This window comes from Psychrobacter faecalis, from assembly GCF_016107575.1.
In the GTDB taxonomy this organism is placed as follows: Bacteria; Pseudomonadota; Gammaproteobacteria; order Pseudomonadales; family Moraxellaceae; genus Psychrobacter; species Psychrobacter faecalis.
The window spans coordinates 1-20,619 of sequence record NZ_JABAST010000044.1; the positions used below are offsets into that span (position 1 = coordinate 1).

Annotated in this window: 21 protein-coding genes and 1 tRNA gene; 11 read left to right on the top strand and 11 right to left on the bottom strand. The window is 44.0% G+C overall.

Features of this window, described 5'->3' with window-relative positions:
* Positions 1 to 349 precede the first annotated feature (349 nt).
* Positions 350 to 424: transfer RNA gene (locus JFC07_RS11335), tRNA-Gly, on the bottom strand.
* Positions 425 to 924: 500 nt separating this feature from the next.
* Between JFC07_RS11335 and JFC07_RS11340 the strand changes: the two genes are divergently transcribed.
* The 4 genes from JFC07_RS11340 to JFC07_RS11355 all read left to right on the top strand — a co-directional run bounded on the left by JFC07_RS11340 (position 925) and on the right by JFC07_RS11355 (position 3,228).
* On the top strand, positions 925 to 1,737 hold the full coding sequence (locus JFC07_RS11340; protein WP_068407582.1) for a M48 family metallopeptidase: 813 nt from the start codon (positions 925 to 927) through the stop codon (positions 1,735 to 1,737).
* A 211-nt stretch (positions 1,738 to 1,948) separates the two neighbouring features.
* Entirely contained in the window at positions 1,949 to 2,290 is a 342-nt protein-coding gene (locus tag JFC07_RS11345; protein WP_068407576.1) for a BolA family protein, read from the top strand.
* Between the two features lie 80 nt (positions 2,291 to 2,370).
* Positions 2,371 to 2,730 (top strand): SirB2 family protein, encoded by a 360-nt coding sequence (locus JFC07_RS11350; protein ID WP_068407573.1) that lies wholly within the window; start codon positions 2,371 to 2,373, stop codon positions 2,728 to 2,730.
* A 96-nt stretch (positions 2,731 to 2,826) separates the two neighbouring features.
* On the top strand, positions 2,827 to 3,228 hold the full coding sequence (locus JFC07_RS11355; RefSeq protein WP_068407570.1) for a hypothetical protein: 402 nt from the start codon (positions 2,827 to 2,829) through the stop codon (positions 3,226 to 3,228).
* Positions 3,229 to 3,340: 112 nt separating this feature from the next.
* Here the strand turns inward: JFC07_RS11355 and trxA are convergent, their stop codons facing one another.
* Together trxA and JFC07_RS11365 are read right to left on the bottom strand one after the other, a co-directional pair.
* Positions 3,341 to 3,778 carry a thioredoxin gene (gene trxA, locus JFC07_RS11360; RefSeq protein WP_068407567.1) on the bottom strand — a complete coding sequence of 146 codons (438 nt, stop codon included), beginning with the start codon at positions 3,776 to 3,778 and terminating at the stop codon, positions 3,341 to 3,343.
* Between the two features lie 166 nt (positions 3,779 to 3,944).
* The gene (locus JFC07_RS11365) at positions 3,945 to 4,811 is read right to left on the bottom strand and encodes an MBL fold metallo-hydrolase (RefSeq protein ID WP_068407564.1); all 867 of its coding nucleotides are present in this window, start codon (positions 4,809 to 4,811) and stop codon (positions 3,945 to 3,947) included.
* 328 nt (positions 4,812 to 5,139) lie between these two features.
* Here JFC07_RS11365 and JFC07_RS11370 point away from each other — a divergent pair, with 328 nt between their 5' ends.
* From JFC07_RS11370 to JFC07_RS11385, 4 genes are all read left to right on the top strand, one after another.
* On the top strand, positions 5,140 to 5,511 hold the full coding sequence (locus JFC07_RS11370; RefSeq protein ID WP_306495279.1) for an ArsR/SmtB family transcription factor: 372 nt from the start codon (positions 5,140 to 5,142) through the stop codon (positions 5,509 to 5,511).
* A gap of 55 nt (positions 5,512 to 5,566) precedes the next feature.
* Positions 5,567 to 7,276, top strand: a complete 1,710-nt coding sequence (locus JFC07_RS11375; protein ID WP_068407562.1) for a SulP family inorganic anion transporter — start codon at positions 5,567 to 5,569, stop codon at positions 7,274 to 7,276.
* A 185-nt stretch (positions 7,277 to 7,461) separates the two neighbouring features.
* Entirely contained in the window at positions 7,462 to 7,788 is a 327-nt protein-coding gene (locus tag JFC07_RS11380) for a protein tyrosine phosphatase family protein (protein ID WP_068407559.1), read from the top strand.
* An 81-nt stretch (positions 7,789 to 7,869) separates the two neighbouring features.
* The gene (locus JFC07_RS11385) at positions 7,870 to 8,202 is read left to right on the top strand and encodes a protein tyrosine phosphatase family protein (RefSeq protein WP_068407556.1); all 333 of its coding nucleotides are present in this window, start codon (positions 7,870 to 7,872) and stop codon (positions 8,200 to 8,202) included.
* 100 nt (positions 8,203 to 8,302) lie between these two features.
* Here the strand turns inward: JFC07_RS11385 and ahpF are convergent, their stop codons facing one another.
* Entirely contained in the window at positions 8,303 to 9,880 is a 1,578-nt protein-coding gene (ahpF, locus tag JFC07_RS11390; RefSeq protein ID WP_068407553.1) for an alkyl hydroperoxide reductase subunit F, read from the bottom strand.
* A 515-nt stretch (positions 9,881 to 10,395) separates the two neighbouring features.
* Between ahpF and JFC07_RS11395 the strand changes: the two genes are divergently transcribed.
* The gene (locus JFC07_RS11395) at positions 10,396 to 10,644 is read left to right on the top strand and encodes an HP1242/YdcH family protein (protein ID WP_068407586.1); all 249 of its coding nucleotides are present in this window, start codon (positions 10,396 to 10,398) and stop codon (positions 10,642 to 10,644) included.
* A 192-nt stretch (positions 10,645 to 10,836) separates the two neighbouring features.
* Here the strand turns inward: JFC07_RS11395 and JFC07_RS11400 are convergent, their stop codons facing one another.
* Positions 10,837 to 11,706: a glucose 1-dehydrogenase gene (locus JFC07_RS11400; RefSeq protein ID WP_068407550.1), complete on the bottom strand. Its 870-nt coding sequence runs from the start codon at positions 11,704 to 11,706 to the stop codon at positions 10,837 to 10,839.
* 424 nt (positions 11,707 to 12,130) lie between these two features.
* Entirely contained in the window at positions 12,131 to 12,697 is a 567-nt protein-coding gene (gene ahpC / locus JFC07_RS11405) for an alkyl hydroperoxide reductase subunit C (protein WP_068407548.1), read from the bottom strand.
* 280 nt (positions 12,698 to 12,977) lie between these two features.
* On the opposite strand from ahpC, the gene JFC07_RS11410 reads away from it, so the two are divergent.
* Together JFC07_RS11410 and JFC07_RS11415 are read left to right on the top strand one after the other, a co-directional pair.
* Positions 12,978 to 13,886 carry a hydrogen peroxide-inducible genes activator gene (locus JFC07_RS11410; RefSeq protein WP_068407545.1) on the top strand — a complete coding sequence of 303 codons (909 nt, stop codon included), beginning with the start codon at positions 12,978 to 12,980 and terminating at the stop codon, positions 13,884 to 13,886.
* Positions 13,887 to 13,939: 53 nt separating this feature from the next.
* Positions 13,940 to 14,614, top strand: a complete 675-nt coding sequence (locus tag JFC07_RS11415) for an HD domain-containing protein (RefSeq protein ID WP_068407543.1) — start codon at positions 13,940 to 13,942, stop codon at positions 14,612 to 14,614.
* On the opposite strand, the gene JFC07_RS11420 is transcribed toward JFC07_RS11415, so the two are convergent.
* The 5 genes from JFC07_RS11420 to JFC07_RS11440 all read right to left on the bottom strand — a co-directional run bounded on the left by JFC07_RS11420 (position 14,592) and on the right by JFC07_RS11440 (position 20,446).
* Entirely contained in the window at positions 14,592 to 15,197 is a 606-nt protein-coding gene (locus JFC07_RS11420; RefSeq protein WP_068407540.1) for a methyltransferase domain-containing protein, read from the bottom strand. The two genes, JFC07_RS11415 and JFC07_RS11420, sit on opposite strands and share 23 nt — an antisense overlap.
* A gap of 80 nt (positions 15,198 to 15,277) precedes the next feature.
* Positions 15,278 to 15,958 (bottom strand): M48 family metallopeptidase, encoded by a 681-nt coding sequence (locus JFC07_RS11425; protein ID WP_068407537.1) that lies wholly within the window; start codon positions 15,956 to 15,958, stop codon positions 15,278 to 15,280.
* Positions 15,959 to 15,960: 2 nt separating this feature from the next.
* Positions 15,961 to 17,535, bottom strand: coding sequence for a DUF1513 domain-containing protein (locus JFC07_RS11430; protein WP_198329078.1), 1,575 nt, complete (start codon positions 17,533 to 17,535; stop codon positions 15,961 to 15,963).
* A 3-nt stretch (positions 17,536 to 17,538) separates the two neighbouring features.
* Entirely contained in the window at positions 17,539 to 18,684 is a 1,146-nt protein-coding gene (locus JFC07_RS11435; RefSeq protein ID WP_198329079.1) for an imelysin family protein, read from the bottom strand.
* Between the two features lie 100 nt (positions 18,685 to 18,784).
* Positions 18,785 to 20,446: a di-heme oxidoreductase family protein gene (locus JFC07_RS11440; RefSeq protein ID WP_102076442.1), complete on the bottom strand. Its 1,662-nt coding sequence runs from the start codon at positions 20,444 to 20,446 to the stop codon at positions 18,785 to 18,787.
* Positions 20,447 to 20,619: the final 173 nt, after the last annotated feature.

The window sequence follows — 20,619 nt, forward strand, 5'->3', positions numbered from 1 at the left end:
GCTCTGGCTGTCACTCCTCCTTTTATTTCCTCAGCATACTTTCTGATACACCACCGAATGCTTTATATTGAAATTCTTGCATAAAAAATCCTTATCATCGTTATTATTATTTTTAAAAGCTACAGACTATTATTATGCGCGGCTAAAATTAAATGAGTGTGTCAAATTATCCGTAATTTGTAACGGGTGCATTTCATAATGCAGGATAATGCAGGGATTTTTAGTATACCGATAAACTTTTAATAGCGCTGCCAACTTGGCTTTTAAATGTTAAGTGCTAAATTTAAAACATAAAAAAAGCCTTACTTCTTATAAGAAGTAAGGCTTTAGTGCTTTTGCAAGCTATATTTGGAGCGGGATAAGAGATTCGAACTCTCGACCCCAACCTTGGCAAGGTTGTGCTCTACCACTGAGCTAATCCCGCTAAATTTCAAATCGTAATGTTGTTAACAACGACTACGTCTCGATAGGCTGGCTATTTTAGCAAATATTCTGTAGGTGTCAATAGCTTTTTTCAAGTTTTTGACTGACAATTGGCAATTTGAGTGATTCTCGAGGCAAGAAAACATATACATTATTGATTTCAATTACTATTTTCATTCCTAATAATAACGCTATAAATTTAAAAAATTTATAAATCGTAGCAAATTTTATGGGAGCTGGTATTGAGTAGCAAACTTTCATTTATCGCATTTACAATCCTACTGCCTATTGTTACTTTTTCTGTCTAGGTTTTCACTTGCCAACATTATTATACTTATGCCTAACGATAAATAGTTGCGGTAGAGCTTTATCGTTTTGGTAGATCAGCAGGCATGACGAGTTTTTAATCAGTTAACCTTTTTTAATAAAAAACTATCTTTACCGCGACCGTTTTCATTTTAATATTGTTTAATTTTTTTATATTTACAGCGAGGACGTTTTATGAAGAAGCTATTTACCACCACCATCATGGCGGCATCTTTGTCGGCATTGACCCTGACCGGTTGCTCAAGTACCACTAGCACCGGCGCTGTCGGCGTTGACCGTCAGCAGCTACTTTTGGTTTCTAGTGAGCAAGTACAGCAATTATCAGCGCAAAGCTACAATAAAAATATCCAAGAAGCACGTGCACGCGGTTTGCTTGACACCAATAAGGCCCAGCTCAATCGTTTAAAAAATATCTCTAACCGTTTGATTGGTCAAGTGGGCGTCTATCGTCCTGACGCAGCGAAATGGAAGTGGGAAGTTCACACCATTAAATCTAACGATTTGAACGCGTTTGTGATGCCAGGTGGTAAGATTATGTTTTACACTGGTATCATTGATCGCTTAAATCTTAGCGATGACGAAATCGCCGCTATTATGGGTCATGAAATGTCTCATGCGTTGCGCGAGCACTCACGTGAGCGCTTATCGCGTCAATATGCCACGCAAACGGGTATCGGTGTTGCAGCCAGTATTTTTGGTCTATCGCAAGGTCAGGCTGAGCTTGCTAACGTTGCAGGAGACTTAGGTTTAAGCCGTCCGCACAGTCGCACGCAAGAAGCAGAAGCTGACCAAATCGGTCTTGAACTGATGGCACGTGCAGGTTACAACCCACAAGCCGCGATTACCTTGTGGCAAAAAATGCAGCGCGCCAGCCAAGGCGAGCCACCGCAATTTTTGAGCACTCACCCAACCAGCAGCAACCGAATTGCGCAATTGCAGTCATTGATGCCTAAGGTAATGCCGTTATATCAAAAAGCACGTCGTTAAAATTTAATAGCAAATGGTATTCATAGTAAATAGCAATAGACGACAATAATAGACGATAAAAGCAGAGCGTAATAAGGTTGCGCTCTGCTTTTTTGTGCGTATCACTAATCCGCTCTTTACTGGTATAGAAGGCTTTGCAGAGCCTTGCAGTATAATTATCAGGGTCTGCTATAATGAGTGCCATCAGCCAATTAAAAGGCTAAGCATTAAAATGACGAGGATAACTATGACAACAAATACGCCGACTGCAGACGCTCTTAATGAGGCGCTACAAGCCCTGCAAGCACAGCATATTGAACTGGTGAATGAATCAATGAACCATGCCGGTTATTTTGACGGTAAAGAAAGTCACTTTAAACTGACGATTGTCAGCGATGCCTTTGAAGGCAAACGCTTGGTGGCGCGTCATCAGCTCGTGTACAATCTAGCAAATTCACTTTTGACCTCACAAGGTGGTCAAATCCACGCTTTGGCTATCCATGCTTATACGCCAACAGAATGGCAAGGCCAAAGTCCTGACAGCCCATTATGCGCAGGGCAAAATAAAGGCTAGTCTCAAAAATTAGTCTTAACGCTATTCCCAAATAACATAGATAAGCTGGCAAACGGCACCTTTAAAGGAAACCCTATCCAATGAAACATCTACATATGCTCATGGCCGTCTTGTTGATTGCGCTGTTTTTATACCAAAGCTATGTGGTATTAAGCGCAAACAAAAAGCCACCATTTGCGGTAAAAATATCGACTCATATTCTCTATGCCGTCATTATTATTTCAGGGGCTGGCATGCTCGTGCAACTTATGAGTGTCAATGCGCCAGTACAGTGGGTATTTGCTAAAGTTATCTTATTGGTTGCCGCACTCAGTGCCAGTATTAAAGCTTTTAATGACAAAGCCACGCCTAGTCAAAGAAAAACCGGCATCCTTATCGCGGGTATCGCCTATGTTGGCATCTTGGTACTCGCCTTTACCAAGCCGGGTAATTTATTTTAAGAGTCGTTAAAAGTTATATTTTTCAATATCTTAATCGCTATTTTTTTGCTATCTTAAATAAATATCAACCTCTCAACGTCGCCTTATGGAGCTATTATGAAAACTCTTACTGCAGCAACACTACTCGCCACAGCTGGCGTTTTTGCTCTCTCGGGCTGCGCCTCAACGGGTAATATTACGCCGCAATACGTGCCACCGAGCACTTATCAAAGCTATGACTGCCAAGCACTGAGCCAAGAATATAACCGTGTCAATCGCTATGTCAATGCAGCACGCAATGAACAATCGACCATAGCCGCCTCAGGTGTCGGCGTTGGGGTTTCCGCCGGACGTTGGGGTATCTCGCCTAATATCAGCTTTGGCTTGGGTAAAAGTAACAATACCAAAGCCCGTGATGCCAAATTATCGCGACTTTATGGTGAGCGTGATGCCATTATCCAATCTGCTCGTATCCAGCGCTGTAGCTTTGCCAATGGTATTAAGATTTATGGTGAGTAATCATTAATACCTGTTTCATAGTTTTGAAAGTCTCTTACAAAAAAAGCCAATACGCGATAAGCATATTGGCTTTTTTATGTTTAATCATGAAGTGCAGTAACTCAATCTGAGATTAAGAGTTTAAGCTTCTTACCCACTGTACGATTTGATCGCTTGGTAAGGCTCCAGACTGGCGCGCGATTTCTTTGCCGTTTTTGAAGGCTACCATCGTCGGCAAGCTACGAATATTATAAGGTGCCGTCGCTTGCTCATATTTATCAGTTTGTATCTTAGCAAACACCACGTGCGGCAGCTGGCTGGCTGCGGCTTTAAACTGCGGTGCCATCATTAGACACGGCTGACACCAACTTGCCCAAAAATCAACGATGGTCAATACCTCATTTTTTTGGATGACTTTACTAACTGTTTGGGCGTTTAGCTCATGCGGACTGGCCGTTAATAATGGCTGACCACATTTGCCGCAGTTCGGTGCGGCATTAAGGCGCGCTGCAGGTACGCGATTGGTGGCACTGCAGTGCGGACAAACCAGATGAGAGTTTTGCTCACTCATGATACAACTCCTTTAAAAATAACAGCGGCGGGCGTCTTAGTAACGCTCTTATAAATAGACTAGCATCAAGATAACCGTTGCACGTATTGTGCTTGCGTAACTTTTTGCTTAATTGTATTTATCTACTTCTTGCCAGTTTTTTTGTTTATCTAAATATAATTGACGCTTAAAGCGCATTAAGTGGCACTTTGAGATAGCGCATACCATTGTCTTCTGGTTTTGGAAAATGTCCGGCATCGATATTGAGTTGTACTGACGGGATAATGAGCCGCGGCATCTCTAGCGTGGCATCGCGGCGCTCGCGCATCTCGACAAACTCCGCTTCATTGATACCCTCTTTGACATGGATATTTCCGAGCTTTTGCGCGGCTACCGTCGTGGTTGGACAATGCTTGCGACCTTGACTCGGATAGTCATGGCACAGATACATGATGGTTTCGTCAGGCAGTGCGAGCAATTTTTGGATAGACTGATACAGGGTTTTGGCGTCGCCTCCGGGGAAGTCGCAGCGCGCTGTACCAACATCGGGAGCAAATAGCGTATCACCGACAAAGACCACGGTTTTTTCATCATCAGCGGCAAGATACGCCATATCCGCGCGGGTGTGACCAGGCACATACATAGCAGTAATCGTAATACCGCCAAGCGTCAAGGTCTCGCCTTCATCGGTCAAGATATCAAACTGGCTGGCATCGGTACGAAAACTGCTATCAAAGTTAAAGATTTGCTTAAATATTTTTTGCACTTCGGTGATATGTTGCCCGATGACCAACTTACCGCCAAGCTCATCTTTTACATGGATAGCAGCAGATATATGGTCGGCATGAGCATGGGTTTCTATAATATAAACCAGCGTCCAGCCCTGCTCTCGAACGAACGCTATTACTTCATCTACACTCACGGTATCCGTATGTCCGGATTTAGCATCAAAATCCAGTACAGGATCGATGATGGCACACACTTGATGCTGCACATCAGCCAGTAAATGGGTGTAAGTTTCCGTGTCGCTATGTAAGAAAGAATGAACTTGCATGGCTACCTCTTTACTTGTATATGAATGTTTTAATTTTTAAGGTATTGTTCCGTATAATAGGCGTTTATTTATGGCATTTGCTGCTGATTTATAGTATCTATCCCTAGTGTTGCCTATATTTCCTATGCTTCTGCCTACCAATACAATACCAGCACTATAGCAATCATTATACATTTTATCAATTTATATAATGTAAATAACGATAACTTGCTATAAATCGCGATATCATTGATAATTAACTATATATATCCGTAACTTATCTATAAACTCTGCTTTTTCTATTTATATCTTTTATAAGGAGCTCGCTCTGACTACTTCAACTTCAGCATTGAGCACAACCACCATCCCCACTGGCACGCCTACATCTGCCAACGTCGCAGACTTTGCGCCTAAAGACCTTGCTGAGCAAATGCAACAAGCCTCCATGCAAGCCAGCCAGTTATTAAAATCGCTCTCACATCCTGATCGCTTATTACTTTTGTGTCAGCTGACCCAAGGCGAGTACTGTGTCAGTGAGCTTGAGGGCTTGGTCGGTGTCGGTCAGCCAAGTTTATCGCAGCAGCTAGGTATTTTGCGTAAAGACGAGCTGGTGACGACCCGCCGCGAAGGTAAGCAAATCTACTATAGTATCGCAAGCGACGATGCATTATCGGTATTACAGTTATTGTATGAGCGCTTTTGTGCCAAAACAGATGCCTAACTGCGCGTTTGGTTTTTAATTATTTTTAACTTTCTTATCGTGATGACATATCGCCATGCCTTCTATCGCTGCCCGTCTGATTCCTGCTTGGTTACGTCAGTATCAGCTGTCTGCCCTGCCGACTGACGTCATCGCGGGCTTAGTCGTTGGCGTGCTTGTCATTCCGCAAAGCTTAGGCTATGCGGTACTAGCAGGGTTGCCGCCGGTCTATGGACTCTATGCAGCTATCGTACCCGTGCTGGTATATGCGTGGATAGGCTCGAGCAATGTCCAAGCTGTAGGGCCCGTCGCCATCACGGCAATTATGACGGCAAGTAGTTTGCATCCTTATGGCAATGATGGCACGCAGCAATATATATTGATGGCCAGTTTACTGTCTTTGATGGTTGGCACGATGTTATGGCTGGCGGGAAGGCTGAAGCTTGGCTGGATTATGCAGTTTATCAGTCGCGGCGTATCGGCAGGCTTTATCAGTGGCGCGGCGGTATTGATTTTTGTCAGTCAGCTTAAATATCTGACGGGGATTCCTATTGCCGGTAATGGCCTTATTGGTTATTTATCCAGTATGCAGATGTATGGCCGCCAGCTGCATCCGCTAACCTTGATCATCGGCGTGATGGCATTTACGCTGTTGTTTGCCAACCGTTATGCGAGCAAATGGGTCTGGCGCTCTTGGTTGTCAGCCTCTTATGCCAAATGGGCTGAGCGTCTATTCCCGCTTATTTTGCTTGGTCTTGCCATTGTATTAAGCATGAGTTTGCATTGGACAACGCATGGCGTAGCGACGATTGGTGATATTCCGCAAGGGCTGCCCAGCTTTACCCTACCGTACTTGCCAGATTTTCATGAAGCGCTCAATCTATTACCAAGCGCAGGTTTGATGGCGTTGATTATCTTTGTCTCAAGTAGCTCAGTAGCCAGCAACTATGCACGCCTGCGCGGTGAAAGCTTTGATGCCAATCGTGAGTTAACCGGACTGGGACTGGCCAATATGGCGGGCGGCTTTTTTCAAAGCTTTACCATCGCTGGCGGCTTTTCACGAACAGCGATTAATGCCGACTCAGGCGCCAAAACGCCAGTCGCAAGTCTGGTAACCGTGCTGGTTATGATTGCTGCGTTGATCGCTTTTGGTCATTTATTAGCGCCTCTGCCCTACGCTCTCTTGGGCGCGACTATTATGACGTCAATTATCGGTCTCATTGATATGGCGACTTTAAAGTCAGCATGGCAACGCGACCGCTTAGATGCGGCGAGCTTTCTGGCGGCATTTATCGGGGTGCTTATATTTGGGCTAAATACTGGCTTAGTCATCGGTTTGATGGTGTCGTTTGCTAGCCTCATTTGGCAGTCGAGTAAACCACACGTTGCCGTCGTCGGACAGCTAGCGGGTACAGGACATTTTCGCAATATCAATCGTCATGATGTGGTAACCTTTAGCAATTTATTGATGCTGCGTATCGATGAGAGCTTGTTTTTTGGCAATAGTGAATCCGTGCATCGCAGCGTCATACAAGCGACGCGGCAGTACCCCGAGGCGCATGAGGTTATCCTGATTATGTCAGCGGTCAATCATATTGACTTGACCGGACAAGAGATGCTTATCAGCCTCAATCAAGAATTATTTAACCAAAAAAAGCACTTAAGCTTTAGCTTTATTAAGGGACCGGTGATGGATATTATCGAGCATACACCGGTCATAACCCATCTATCAGGGCAGGTTTATTTAAGCACCATGGATGCGGTCAATGCGCTAAAAGATAATTAGCTTATAGCTAACCAATTTTTCGCTTAAATTAATCCTGACAGAAAGTGCTTTTGAGAAAACATCAGTGACAAAATATAGCTATTATGACCACTGTGTTATGCTAGATTGTAATAAGCCTTTAAAATTTACAGAATCTAGAAATAGACAAAACCTTACGCCATTTAATATACGCGACCGAAAAACTTATGACCGATGACTTAACCATTTATAAGCAAATTTACCCAAGCCAATGCGTCAAGATTGCCGAGCTTGGCTACCGCTCTGTGCTCAATATTCGACCTGACGCTGAAACAGAGACGCAGCCTAATAGCTGTGACTTTACCAGTGCAACGGCAAAGGCCAACCTTACCTATCAGCATTTACCATTTGATGATGAGCGTTTAAGCATGGCGACTGTCGAGCAGTTTGCCGCCTTTTATCGCAGTATGCCCAAACCCATCCTAATGTTTTGCGGCACCGGTGCACGCGCCAAATTGCTCTATCAAAGCGCATTGATGCAAGGTTTGCTATAGAAAGCAGGTAGGCTTTATTGAAATATTTTAATCTAAGCGCAAAATTTTCGTTTTTACGCTAAAAAATAAAAAGGAGCTTTTATGAGCCATGAAGTGAGTATTACCGGACAAATCACCCCTGATCAAGTACCTATGATTGCTGAAAATGGTTTTAAGACCATTATTAACAACCGTCCAGATGGTGAAGAACCAAACCAACCAACCAGTGCTGAGATTGAAGCCGCGGCTAAACAAGCAGGTCTTGCTTATAAAGAAGTGTCTTTTGCCGGTAGCGAGCTCAATCAAAACCATGTTGAAGAATTTGCTGACTTTTTTAACCAAGCTGAGCAGCCTATACTGATTTTTTGCCGTACCGGTAACCGCTCAACGGGTATTTATGAGGCGGCAAAGCGTATGGATTTGTTAGACGATTGATAATGCCCTGAATAAAACTGTTGTTGCTCAAAAAACAAAACCCCTAAAACCTTAGTAGATTTTAGGGGTTTAAAACTCTAGTGGAAGCTAAAACAACATTTTACTGCATAACCAAGTATTCAAACGCTGATAATGCCGCTTTGCTACCCTCACCCATCGCAATATTAATCTGCTTAAATGGCACGGTGGTCACGTCACCACAAGCAAAGATACCTTTGCGGTCGGTGCGGCAGCGCTCGTCAATCTCAATCTCGCCAAAGCGGTTTAAATCAACAAAGCCTTTGACAAACTCAGTATTTGGCACCAAACCAATTTGGACAAACACGGCTGAAATATCGAGCTCTTTGGTTTCACTGCTGCTACGATCTTGATAAACAAGCGAAGTCACTTTACCATCTTGCGCTTTAATCTCTTGCGTTGCAGCACTGGTAATGATATCAATATTGCTCTTCTCTTTGGCTTTATTAATCAGTACTTGGTCCGCCTTTAAATCATCGGCAAATTCAAGGACGGTCACGTGTTTAACAATACCTGCCAAATCTAGCGCTGCCTCGATACCTGAGTTACCACCGCCAACGACCGCAATATCCTTACCTTTAAAGAATGGGCCATCACAGTGCGCACAGTAGGCTACGCCTTGACCCACGTTTTCATCTTCACCCGGCACACCAAGCTTACGCCACTGGGCACCGGTCGCTAAGATAATACTGCGCGTCTCAAACGTTTCCCCAGTGTTGAGATGAATACGGTAATTTTCTTCTTTAGTTTCACTGATTTCTTTGACGCTGACATGCTCTTTAAGCGTAATGTCATATTCGTGCAAATGTTTCTCGAAGTTTGCTGACAGCTCACTACCCGTGGTTAAAGGTACAGAGATTAGGTTTTCGATATCTTGCGTGTCTTTCACTTGTCCACCGATACGGTCGGCGACCATGGTAACTTTTAAGCCTTTACGCGCGGTATAAATCGCCGCCGCCACACCAGCAGGGCCTGCACCGATAATCGTTACATCTTGCTGCTCTAACTGCTCAGCGTCATCAGCCACTTCGCTCAATAAATCAGGGAACTGCTCTTGTAACTTCTCAATCAATTTAGCCGTATCGATTTTACCATTGGCAAAAGGTTTACCATTTAAAAATACCGCTGGTACACCTTGGATATTATTGGCCTCGACTTGCTCTTGAAATAACGCACCATCAATCATCTCGTTACTGATGTCATAGTTGAGCAGCGCAAATTGGTTCAGCGCTTGCACCACATCCGGACAGCTATGGCAAGACAGCGAGACATAAGTCTGAAACTGTAGCGGCTTATTAAAACGCTTAATCAGTTTTTGAATCCCTTCATCCAGTTTTAAGGTATGACCGCCCGCTTGCAAAATCGCCAAAATCAGCGAGGTAAATTCATGGCCACCCGGAATACCGCTAAAAACGATCCCCGTATCAGTCAATGCATTATCAATATGACTGACGACTTTAAAGCTAATCGGACTTGGTAAGCTGTCATCAGTTGCTGCGCTATCAAAATTGATTTTATCCGTGGTGCCGGCGATTTTAGTTAAAAAATCAATCAACTCAGCACGTTTGCTATGTTCGCCGCTACCCAATACAAAGGTAATGGGGCGGGTCATGTTTTCACTATAGCTTTTGACTGCGTCTAATAAACCTTGATCTATCATGTTTGTTCCTCATTATTATCAGATATGTAACGTCAGCTATATCGCTGCACATTTAAATAGGGTTTGGTGACAAGCTAAGTATCTGATTTAAAAAGCCATAAATACTTGGCTTACCACCTTTGATACGTCTATTATCAAGGCTTTAGACATACCACGCAAGCCGATAAACTCAAACTTTATGTTTAATAAAACAAATCATAAATAGGCATTACTATTTAATTTTTAAACCTATCAATAAAAGAAAATCCATGATAGTCATGGTATCGGGTAAATTTTTTCGCTACAATCAGATGAGGCGAATAAGAAACACTCTTATTTACCGGTCGGCAGATTGACTGCTAATTGTCGTTAGCAAATGCCCTTTCTGCTGCGCATAAGCCTGTTCAAAACTGAGCTGAATTGCGATTTGGCTTGGTAAGAATGAAGTCTCACAATCATATCAATTCATCAGAGCGCTCTTAACTAAAATGCGCTATGGCTTTACTAAGCCTGCGCTTTATAACAAGGATGACAACATGAGAAAGACTGATACATGGCAAGACAACAGAGATATTATTTGCGAACTTAAGCAAAAAGACAGCTACTTTGCGAGCATTTTTGATGAGCATACCAAGCTTGATCAGCAAATCAACCAGCTCGATAAGGATTTGGTGACGCACGCCAGCTGTGACGAAGAAATAGAAAAAATGAAAAAGCGCAAGCTGCACTTAAAAGATGAGATTTATAAAATAATCGATAAAAATAAACTCAATTCTGCGGTATAAACACTTTAGTTTATAACGCTACCTGATTCAATAGCGGCTTGGTTCGATGAGCAAGTAAGTATCGAACCAAGCCGCTATTTTTTGTCGCAATTTTAATTGTACTTAGATCAATATAAGTCAATAAACGCTCGATGAGCATTGGCTAAATTAACCATTTACTTACTTACTTAATGAAGCACTCATCTACTCACTTTATCCACCGACAATCTCGCCGCCATTTACATGGATAACCTGTCCTGTAACGTAGCTTGCGTCGTCACTGGCCAAGTATAGATAAGCAGGCGCGACCTCGTTTGGCTGACCGGCGCGGCCCATCGGCGTGCTCTGACCGAACTTCTCTATCTCATCAGGGGTAAATGACGCCACAATAAGCGGCGTCCAAATAGGACCGGGTGCGACGCCATTGACGCGGATACCTTTATCCTGACTCATTAAATTATTGGCTAAAGCACGGGTGAAAGATAAAATCGCGCCCTTAGTGGCGGCATAATCAATCAAATGGTCACTGCCGCGATAAGCGGTGATAGAGGTGGTATTGATAATCGAGCTACCCGCTGGCATGTGTGGTAAGGAAAATTTACTCAACCAAAAGTGCGGATAAAAATTGGTATGAATGGTTTTATCAAATTGCGCACTACTGATATCGGTGAGCGATTCTTGCTCAACCTGCATCCCAGCGTTATTGACTAAAATATCAATTTTGCCGAACTCAGCGATGGCGGTATCGATTAGCTTTTGACAGTTAGCTTCTTCTGATAAATCTGACGCCACCAGTAAGCAGCGCTGCTGGTAAGACTCTACGTGCTTTTTGGTCATCTTGGCATCGTCATCTTCACATAGGTAGCTGACCACTACGTCCGCGCCTTCTTTGGCAAATAATATCGCCACTGCTTGCCCGATCCCGCTATCCGCGCCAGTGATAATAGCAACTTTCCCAGCAAGCTTGCCATTTGGATACTCTTTTGGCAGTACCTCAGGGCTTGGGTGCTGCTCTTGCTGCGAGCCTGGTAGCGATTGTTCTTGTTTCGGAAATTCTTTAGCAGATGATTTGTCGTTACTCATAATATCCTCTCTTCATTACCGATTTATGTGATAGGTTCAATGTAAAACCATTTCTGTGCAACTAAGGTGAGTGCTTCGTCGCCTCTACTGTGATGGCAACAAGCAAGAAAAATTGATATCAGCAGTGCGTGATGTGTCGATATTACTTTCCACTCACTATATCTTTAAATCATAAGCATTCTGTGATAAAAATCGAATGAACTTAGGTGACAATCTGTAGACAGCCTGTAATCTTGTCCTAACACTATCTATCTCTAAATATCTGCCTATAAAAAATAGACAAAAAAACGCCCCATCAATCAAAGCCGATGGGGCGTTCTTAAGTCATCATTTAATAGCGTTTTCTTTTAAAAATGAAAACTTACTATTAAATTTTATACTTATCTTTTCGCTAGTCTAAATAGTAAGTTATCTAAGTATATCCTTAGATTTTACCAACTAGATCTAGGCTTGGTTTAAGGGTTTCTTGACCTTGTTCCCAAGCTGCTGGGCAAACTTCGCCGTCGTTATCACGAACGTACTGTGCCGCTTTTACTTTACGTAGCATGTCTTTTGCACTACGGCCAATACCACCTGCATGGATTTCAGCGACTTGGATTTTACCGTCTGGGTCTACTAAGAAAGTACCACGCTCCGCCAAACCGGCTTCTTCAATCATGACATTAAAGCCACGAGTGATACGGCCAGTTGGGTCACCGATCATTGGATAAGTGACTTTGCCGATAGCGTCTGAAGAATCATGCCATGCTTTATGAGTGAAATGTGTGTCAGTCGATACTGAGTACACTTCTACGCCTAGGCCTTTAAGCTCTTCGTAATGGGCTGCCATGTCTTCAAGTTCAGTTGGGCAAACAAAGGTGAAGTCAGCTGGGTAAAATAGGAAGATAGCCCAACTGCCTTTTACATCTTCTGAAGTGATGGTTTTGAAATCACCGTTTACAAACGCTTCTGCTGAAAACTCTGGAATTTCTTGATTGATAATTGACGCCATGATTGGCTCCTTTTTTGATTAATTGATTGTTGTTAAGTTAATTGGTGTTTATGGCTGCAGGTTTTGATTAACCCACTCATTAACTGGGTTACAAGACAAACTATACGCGAATTCTATAGTTAATCCAGTTAAAAGTTTTTAATGTGATGTTTTGTTTTATTAAACTTGTTAAACTATTCTAACGGCTTTTTTTATACGAACATCGGCATTAAATTGCTATAGTACACAAGATAAACGCCCAAAACAAATGGCGTTCAAAACCCATTAATAGAGAGGTTTTATGATTACTCTACGTCAACTTGAGTTTGCCTTAGCAGTTGCCAAACATCGTCATTTTAAACGGGCAGCAGAAGACTGTAACATTTCACAATCAGCGCTGAGTTTGGGTATCGCCGAGCTAGAAAAGCAACTAGATACGCAGATTTTTGAGCGTAATAATAAGCAAGTTTTGATTACGCCTATCGGTGAGGACATCTTGACGCGGGCGCAGCGTATATTTTCTGAAGTCAATGATTTGACCACGCGCGCACATAGCCATCAATCACCGCTTGCGTACCCGATGACGGTTGGTATCATTCCGACGATTGCGCCGTATCTGCTGCCAAAAGTACTACCTGCGCTGCGCAAACACTACCCTGAATTTCGTATGACGGTTATCGAGCAGCAAACCGAGCGTTTGCTTGAGCAGGTACGCTATGGTCATATTGATACCGCCATTATTGCGTTGCCTTATGCGGTCGATGGTTTGCATACCTTTGAGTTTTGGGCGGAAGATTTCTTTGCGGTCTTTCCACAGGATGACGTCCATGCCAAGCTTGAAAAAATTAACGCCGATGAGCTGGCAACCGCCAATCTGATGCTACTTGGCGAAGGACATTGTCTGACCGATCAAACCTTGACCGTCTGTCATTTCGACCGCGCGCAAATGAAATCAAGCTTTTCTGATGCCAGCTTGAACACCCTAATACAAATGGCGCTTGCTAATATGGGCACGACCTTGGTGCCAGAAATGGCACTCGATCAGCTGCATTTGCAAAACCAAAATGCAGTCGCAGTACCATTAGCAGAAAAAGGGCCGCATCGTCATATCGCTTTTGTCACCCGCTTAAACTATGCCCGCGTTGATGATGTTAATTTGCTTGGGCAACTATTTAAACAAGCCTTTGAAGAGGCAGATCATAAAAAATAAATGACTGGTGGTGAATGGAAGTTGGCTAAAAAGTAGAAGAATAAGGAAGTTAAATGATAAAGGCTTTTGCGCAAATAGAGCGTGAGCTTGGCAAGATTTTTGCGCGCCATTTAACAGCTATTAATAGCGCTGTAGAACCAGAAAAAGTTAACAATCTTTGGCAAGATATCGCTATACGTTATAATGAAGCTCAGCGCGCTTATCATAGCTTGCAGCATATTGAGCAATTATTTGCGCAGTTTGAGCAGATTAAGCATGTTTTAAATGAGTCGCATATTATCGCATTGGCACTATTTTATCATGACGTGATATATGCGCCAACGCGCTCAGATAATGAGCTAAAAAGTGCAGAATATGCCGTAGAAGCGCTACGCCCTTATTTATCGGCTGAGCAGTGCCAACATATTTACGCGCTCATTATGATGACGGCCAATCATAAACTTGCTGAATGCTCAAACGCTCAAAAAAACTTTGATGCCGCTTATTTACTAGATATGGATTTGAGTATTCTGGGGGCATCTTGGACTGATTACGAGCAATATGCCCAAGCGGTTCGGCAAGAATATGCGCATGTCTCAAACCCAGATTATCGTGATGGACGTAGAGCAGTATTAACAGAGTTATTGGCGCACCCGAAGCTTTACCTAACCGATTATTATTATGACAGGTTAGAAAAGCAGGCTCGGCAAAACATCAAGCGTGAGATTAAGATTTTACGCGCATCTTAATAAACAGCTCACTGCCCTGCCGCGCCGGATGCGAGTTATAGCTCGTTTCCATAATCTCAATATCGAAATAGGGTGCAAAACGCTGCTGGTATTCAGCTTTCGAGCCGCCAAACGGCGGTTCCTCTCGTCCAAAATCCTTATCAAACAGCAGCCCAACTAGCTTGCCGTTCGGTTTCAATAATGCGGCCATCTGCGCCACATACTCATCACGGCGCGCAGGATTTATGGCACAAAAAAACGTCTGCTCAAGCACCAAATCAAACTGATATTGCGCAGGCGATAACGCAAAAAAATCAGCACAGACCAAATGCTCTGCTGGAAAGTTGAGATAGCGCTCTGCGAAAGCCTCAATCGGCGCAGGGGCAAAATCAACCAAGGTGACATTGGTAAACCCTTGCTCATGCAGATAACCGACCTCATAAGCATTGCCCGCGCCCGGTACTAAAATCGCTTGCTCTTTAGCAGATTCAGGCAACTGGTCAATATAAGCTTTGAGCGGTGGTGACACTTGCCCCATATCCCAGCCGATACTGTCCTCTTTATAGCGCTGTTGCCAAAACTGCGCTTGATTGACGTTTTCCATAGCACATCCTTGTTTCGATAAAAAACCTTATCTTAGCAGATTAAGGTATGACATCTGGTTATTTAGCAGTAGCTCCTACTTTAGTCTAGCTGCCCTGTTTTACCTGCCAGCATATTATGCCAATATTGATAATCGGGCATCGCCGTTGCCACCGTTTGCCAAAAAGCGCGGCTATGATTGGCATGATGCAGATGACACAGCTCATGGACGATGACGTATTCGGTGCATTCGATAGGATAAGCTGGCAGATAGACGGACAACCAAATTCGCCGTGCGCGGGTATTGCAACTACCCCAACGCGTATGCATTTTCTTTAGACGTATTTCATTAGCATAAGCGCCGACAATCGGTTGCCATTTATTAAATAATGCAGGCATTACTTCAGAGAGATGTTGCCGATAGTAGGCAATTTTTTTATCGTGGTTTAAGGTGAATGATTGCTCTACGCCCCACAATAGCAGTGTGCTATCGGCAGTTGAAGCCTCTTTTATAGATTGCTGTGATGGGATTTGCTGACGTTTATAGCGTTCTAATACGTGCGGGTGATTGGCGATTGCCCAAGGCACGCGTTTCTCTATCGCCTGAGCAGTTTGCGCTGAGCTAAGAGAGATGGGTATAGAGACCATTAATTTATGCGGTTTTAAGCGAAAATTGATATTTTTAACGCGCTTTTTGCTGATGTGTAGTTCAATATCCGCTTGCGCCAAACAACGTATAGCGCTATTTAATAAGGGCGAATCATACTGTGACGGCACATTCATGCTCACAGCGCTTGTAAGTGATTGTCAAACGACATCAGATGATATTTGCTGTCTATAAAAATACGCTCAACGTTATCTACTCTAGCAAGTTCAGCAGTTGCTAAATGATTAACAGTTAACGCGGTTAACTGACCTAGTCCATCACTAACGATAAAACCTGAGTGCGCATTAGCCTTAGCCTTAACATTGGCATTGGCATTGGTATTGTTATAGCCTGCTTTGTCAGCATTCTGATTTGCTAATACGGCTGCACCGGCACAATCTGGTAAGCTAATATCATCAATCAATGTACGAGTATTTAAGTCATAAATCGCCGCACAACCGCCAATTGGCGTGGTCACACATAATAGGTTACGCTCACTATCAACCGCCACACTGGCGATATATTGGTGGAAACGTTGCCATTGATTATTGGGCATAATAAGGGGTTTAAAATCAGGCTCACCGCGTTTATGGGTCAATACTAACGGCACATTGATATGCTTTTCGCCTTGAAACTGAATACCTATCATCACCGTGCCATCGTCATGCATGGCGAGGTGACGCACGCTCATTTGATTGTGCTCAGGCATAATCTGCTCAAGCAAATCGCCAGTATGACGATTGAGGTAAGCCAATGACGGTCGCATACTGTCTAAATTGAGCTCTTCACGCGACGCTTGCTCGGTTTTGATACCACCATTCGCAATCACCAACGTTTCGCCATCAGGATGCATAATCAGCTCATGCGGGCCGATACCATGCGAGTCATACTCTGCTATTTTTTGATAATGATCACAGGCATCATAAATACCGATTTTACCGTCTAAGCTTACGGTGTCATTTTCGGTCACGTAGAGCAATTTACCATCCAGGCTATAACAAGCATGGCCATAAAAATGACGATGCGTAGACGCTTTAATAGCAAACTTTACTTGCCCAGTTGCCGTGTCTAATACCCAAAACCTTTCGCTCGGGCGCCGACCCATCACCACCACATCACGTGCTTGGTTATTCTTAGCAAAAAATTTTTGCCTATCAGAAATAGGTTGAACGACAATATCATGCACGCGTTCGGGCATGGTCGTTTGCCAAACGATTTGCCTATCAGCGTCGATACCAACCACGCCGAAGTCGTGCTCATTATGACTAGCGTCACAGTCTTCAGTTACTAAAGCGATGTTTTTTGGCATAGACGCCACGCCGCTAACCCAACAAACAGGTTGTGGCAGTATTGTGGTCGTATGTGCTGCGCTAAAATCGCTTACGCTATAAGACTTGTTATTTTGCCCGTCATCTCTCTGTGAGCGATAAGCCTGCTGCCATGCAACTGCCGCTTGCTGACAAGCGTGGCGAAATTGCACGAGCTCGCGTTTAGGCGTCAAGTTTATCAACTGTAACTGCGCGCCCATACCTGCCACATAATCCCATAAGCTGGCATCAGGTTGCTGCTGTTTACGAAAACGATGATGGATACCGACAAGAGCGGCTGTACCCATGGCAGCACAAAGCAGGGTCAGTGCCGATGTCGCCAGCAGCTCATTATTAGGCTGCTTATCTTGCTCTTTATCTGCTGTCTTAGCGTCAATAGTAGCCATTATTTAATCGCCATCGGTGCTGTTAAAGCCAACACGCAGACCAAGGGTTGGAATCAATTGACGCTTAATAATGCGCGTAATGCTCGTGAGATGATCAAGTAGTTCTTGCTGCGTCGCTTTATCAGCAGTCGCTAAATCTTCTGGCATTTGTGCCAGTAACGTCGTGGTATCGGCAAACGCGGTCGATAGATTATCTGCCACTGCATTTTCATTATTGCCACCAAGAATAGCAGTCAAAACAGGGTCAGTCATTGCTTGATTTAAGGTTGCCAATTTCGCAGTGATAATCGCGCGGCTTTGTCCAGCGGTCGCAGCTGGCAGATGACCTTTTGCTTTAGCAGTTAAACCCAATGGCTGGTCGATAGCGTTAGATTTCATCGTCTCAACCAATGACAGCAGCGAGTTAAACCATTGGTTTAAACCTTGATCGCTCTCGGCGGTTTTATCAATTGCTAGTAAATCAGTGGCATTTTGCTGCCAGTTTTTCTCGATATCTTTTAGACGTGTGCTCAAAGCTCTGCTCGCGCTCATCACATATGCGCACTGCCCAGCATCCAAACTATCATTGGCATAAAGCACTTCTTCTAAGCCTGGCACGCCTTGCACGATGGCGCTCTCGTTAGCCAACTGCTCGGCGGTAAGCTTGGGATTGGCAGCAATCAAATCAGCGACCCCGCTATGTACCAGGCCGCGCTCATCAGGATAATAATTGATATATAAGTTACTCATGCTCGCCGTCGCTGGTCCAAAGTTAACCATCTCAGCGCTTGCCCAAGCTTGTGCGAGCACCAACCATTGGTCGCGCAATTCTTTTAGCGCATCACCGCTCACGGGCGCTTGCTGACAAGATTTCTTTGCCAAATCATGCAATAAATCACTCTGCTTTGCGGCATCTGCATAGGCTGGAATGACAATGTCATTTGCCACGTGGGTCAGATAGGTTTTTTCGGTATCAGGACTAATATCTACTGCTGCAACCTTAGCGTCATTACTGTCTTTTTCAGCAGCAGCCTTAGAAGTAGCACCCTCTTGCGCGACTTGGCTATCTACCTCTGGTACTTTATTTTCTTCCGCAGGTTTGACACAGCTAATTAGAATACCAGCACTTAGCGCTGATAATGCCATTGCTAAAGCAGGGTTTATTTTCATAGATTTCTCAGTATTTGGATGAATATTGATATAAGTAATTATTTAACTTTGTATTTCTTACGTTGAATGACCATCGCTTTTAACGCTCATACGCTTATTTTTATAATGACTTTAAGAACGCATTCAACTCACTGCGTCCTTGTTTATCAAGCTTAAGTACTTTTTGCTTCTGCTTTTCCGCTTCGCCGCCATGCCAAAGTACCGCTTCCATCAAAGTACGCGCGCGCCCATCATGTAAAAACGTCGCTTGTGGATCGACGGTTTGCGCAAGACCAATGCCCCACAAAGCAGGCGTGCGCCACTCATAAGAGTTGGCTAAAAACTCAACCTGTAAATCTTTAGATGGCAGCTTACCCGCAATGGTACGATCAGCCAAGCCATCGCCCATGTCATGCAACAATAAATCGGTATAAGGATAAATCACTTGTCCGTGCTGCTCAAGATGGTCATCGTCGGTTTTTGGCAACTGATAACGCGGCGTATGGCAGCTTTGACAGCCCATATCATAAAAGCGTTTTTTGCCGGCCAATACCAGCTTGTCTTCGGCATTGCGGCGATGCGGCACCGCCAGATTACGGGTATAAAATTCGACGAACTTTGCCACTTCATCATTGACTTCGACGGGCGGCTTACCATTACCTTGTTCATCAGCACCTGTTGCGGCATTCACACAAGCGGTCTGCGCTGGCATACAAGACTCATGCGGACGGATATTTGAGGTCAGCCCCATATCCTCATTAAACGCACTTTGGTTTTGAGTAATCAGCTTGGTTTGACCAGCTTTCCAGCCAAAGCGTCCTAATGCCACTTTACCCGTTTGTGGATCCATGACCATATTAAATTTACCGCTAATGTCGCTATTAGCGTTATTTACTTTGACTGCTTGTTTTTTAATATCATCGTCTGGAATCTGCTCGAGTAACCCAAGCCCAATCATCGGTAAGGCTACCCGCGGCGATACCATCAGCTCATTATCAAATGGACCATAACCGGGTTTGGTCAGATTAAAGGTTGGCGCACGCAAGGTCTCGACATGACCATCAGCAAAGGTAACGGGTTTATCGTTCCACTGTACTACAATTCGGGCTTCAGCAGGCACGCCTTGCACACCGCGGTCCTGCAATTGACCGCCATACATAGGATGGGCGACTTTTTCAATCAAGGAATCTTTTAGCTTTTGGCGCTGCGCTTCGGTAGTCGCCGGCATCGCAAGGCGAATCAACAAGCTATCAGCATCGTCATCACTTCTCATCGGCGCATGACCGCGACCGTCTTTGATATGGCAAGATTGACAGGCAGCAACGTTAAATAAAGCGCCAAGCCCATCACGGCTATCGGTACTTGCCGGCGCGACCACCCAAGGTTGCCTAAAAAACGCATTGCCGATAAAGAAAGAGCCTTTACGCGAAGCGGTGATATTTGAAGAAGGTTTAGAGTAGCTTTCGCTCGTGGTGATACTAATACCAGTATCGCCACCTTGTTTGATTTCTTGCGCATCAAAGCTGGCAAGCTGCTGCATAGGGACGCCCGCTAGCGCTTCAATCGTTTGAGCACGCTCAGGCGTTATATTTTGCAAATAGCTACTGTCTTGGGCTTTATTGTCGTTATTATTGGCGGTGTCGTCCGTTGGAGATGGCTGGCAGGCGCTTAATGAGAGCACGCATGTCACTCCTAGCGATAGCTTTAATAGCGAATTTTTAAATATTAAAGGAGAATAAAATGCGGTAGATTGTTTGGCGGTTGACACATTACTGCTACTCATAGGGAACCTTAGTTCTGGTATGGAACCATTAAAAACGCGTGCTATAATTTTTTCACTTTTATTTGATAAGCATTTTTAGTCAATAAATATTTCGGTGGTGTTCTAAAAAGTATGCTGACATCAGACATAGCCATAATTGACATAGAAGAATACCAAATCAAACACCTTAAAGT

Coding starts and splice junctions, on each gene's coding strand:
- JFC07_RS11340 (WP_068407582.1), top strand. CDS start 925: ATGAAGAAGCTATTTACCACCACCATCATGGCGGCATCTTTGTCGGCA.
- JFC07_RS11345 (WP_068407576.1), top strand. CDS start 1,949: ATGACGAGGATAACTATGACAACAAATACGCCGACTGCAGACGCTCTT.
- JFC07_RS11350 (WP_068407573.1), top strand. CDS start 2,371: ATGAAACATCTACATATGCTCATGGCCGTCTTGTTGATTGCGCTGTTT.
- JFC07_RS11355 (WP_068407570.1), top strand. CDS start 2,827: ATGAAAACTCTTACTGCAGCAACACTACTCGCCACAGCTGGCGTTTTT.
- trxA (WP_068407567.1), bottom strand. CDS start 3,778: ATGAGTGAGCAAAACTCTCATCTGGTTTGTCCGCACTGCAGTGCCACC.
- JFC07_RS11365 (WP_068407564.1), bottom strand. CDS start 4,811: ATGCAAGTTCATTCTTTCTTACATAGCGACACGGAAACTTACACCCAT.
- JFC07_RS11375 (WP_068407562.1), top strand. CDS start 5,567: ATGCCTTCTATCGCTGCCCGTCTGATTCCTGCTTGGTTACGTCAGTAT.
- JFC07_RS11380 (WP_068407559.1), top strand. CDS start 7,462: ATGACCGATGACTTAACCATTTATAAGCAAATTTACCCAAGCCAATGC.
- JFC07_RS11385 (WP_068407556.1), top strand. CDS start 7,870: ATGAGCCATGAAGTGAGTATTACCGGACAAATCACCCCTGATCAAGTA.
- ahpF (WP_068407553.1), bottom strand. CDS start 9,880: ATGATAGATCAAGGTTTATTAGACGCAGTCAAAAGCTATAGTGAAAAC.
- JFC07_RS11395 (WP_068407586.1), top strand. CDS start 10,396: ATGAGAAAGACTGATACATGGCAAGACAACAGAGATATTATTTGCGAA.
- JFC07_RS11400 (WP_068407550.1), bottom strand. CDS start 11,706: ATGAGTAACGACAAATCATCTGCTAAAGAATTTCCGAAACAAGAACAA.
- ahpC (WP_068407548.1), bottom strand. CDS start 12,697: ATGGCGTCAATTATCAATCAAGAAATTCCAGAGTTTTCAGCAGAAGCG.
- JFC07_RS11410 (WP_068407545.1), top strand. CDS start 12,978: ATGATTACTCTACGTCAACTTGAGTTTGCCTTAGCAGTTGCCAAACAT.
- JFC07_RS11415 (WP_068407543.1), top strand. CDS start 13,940: ATGATAAAGGCTTTTGCGCAAATAGAGCGTGAGCTTGGCAAGATTTTT.
- JFC07_RS11420 (WP_068407540.1), bottom strand. CDS start 15,197: ATGGAAAACGTCAATCAAGCGCAGTTTTGGCAACAGCGCTATAAAGAG.
- JFC07_RS11425 (WP_068407537.1), bottom strand. CDS start 15,958: ATGAATGTGCCGTCACAGTATGATTCGCCCTTATTAAATAGCGCTATA.
- JFC07_RS11430 (WP_198329078.1), bottom strand. CDS start 17,535: ATGGCTACTATTGACGCTAAGACAGCAGATAAAGAGCAAGATAAGCAG.
- JFC07_RS11435 (WP_198329079.1), bottom strand. CDS start 18,684: ATGAAAATAAACCCTGCTTTAGCAATGGCATTATCAGCGCTAAGTGCT.
- JFC07_RS11440 (WP_102076442.1), bottom strand. CDS start 20,446: ATGAGTAGCAGTAATGTGTCAACCGCCAAACAATCTACCGCATTTTAT.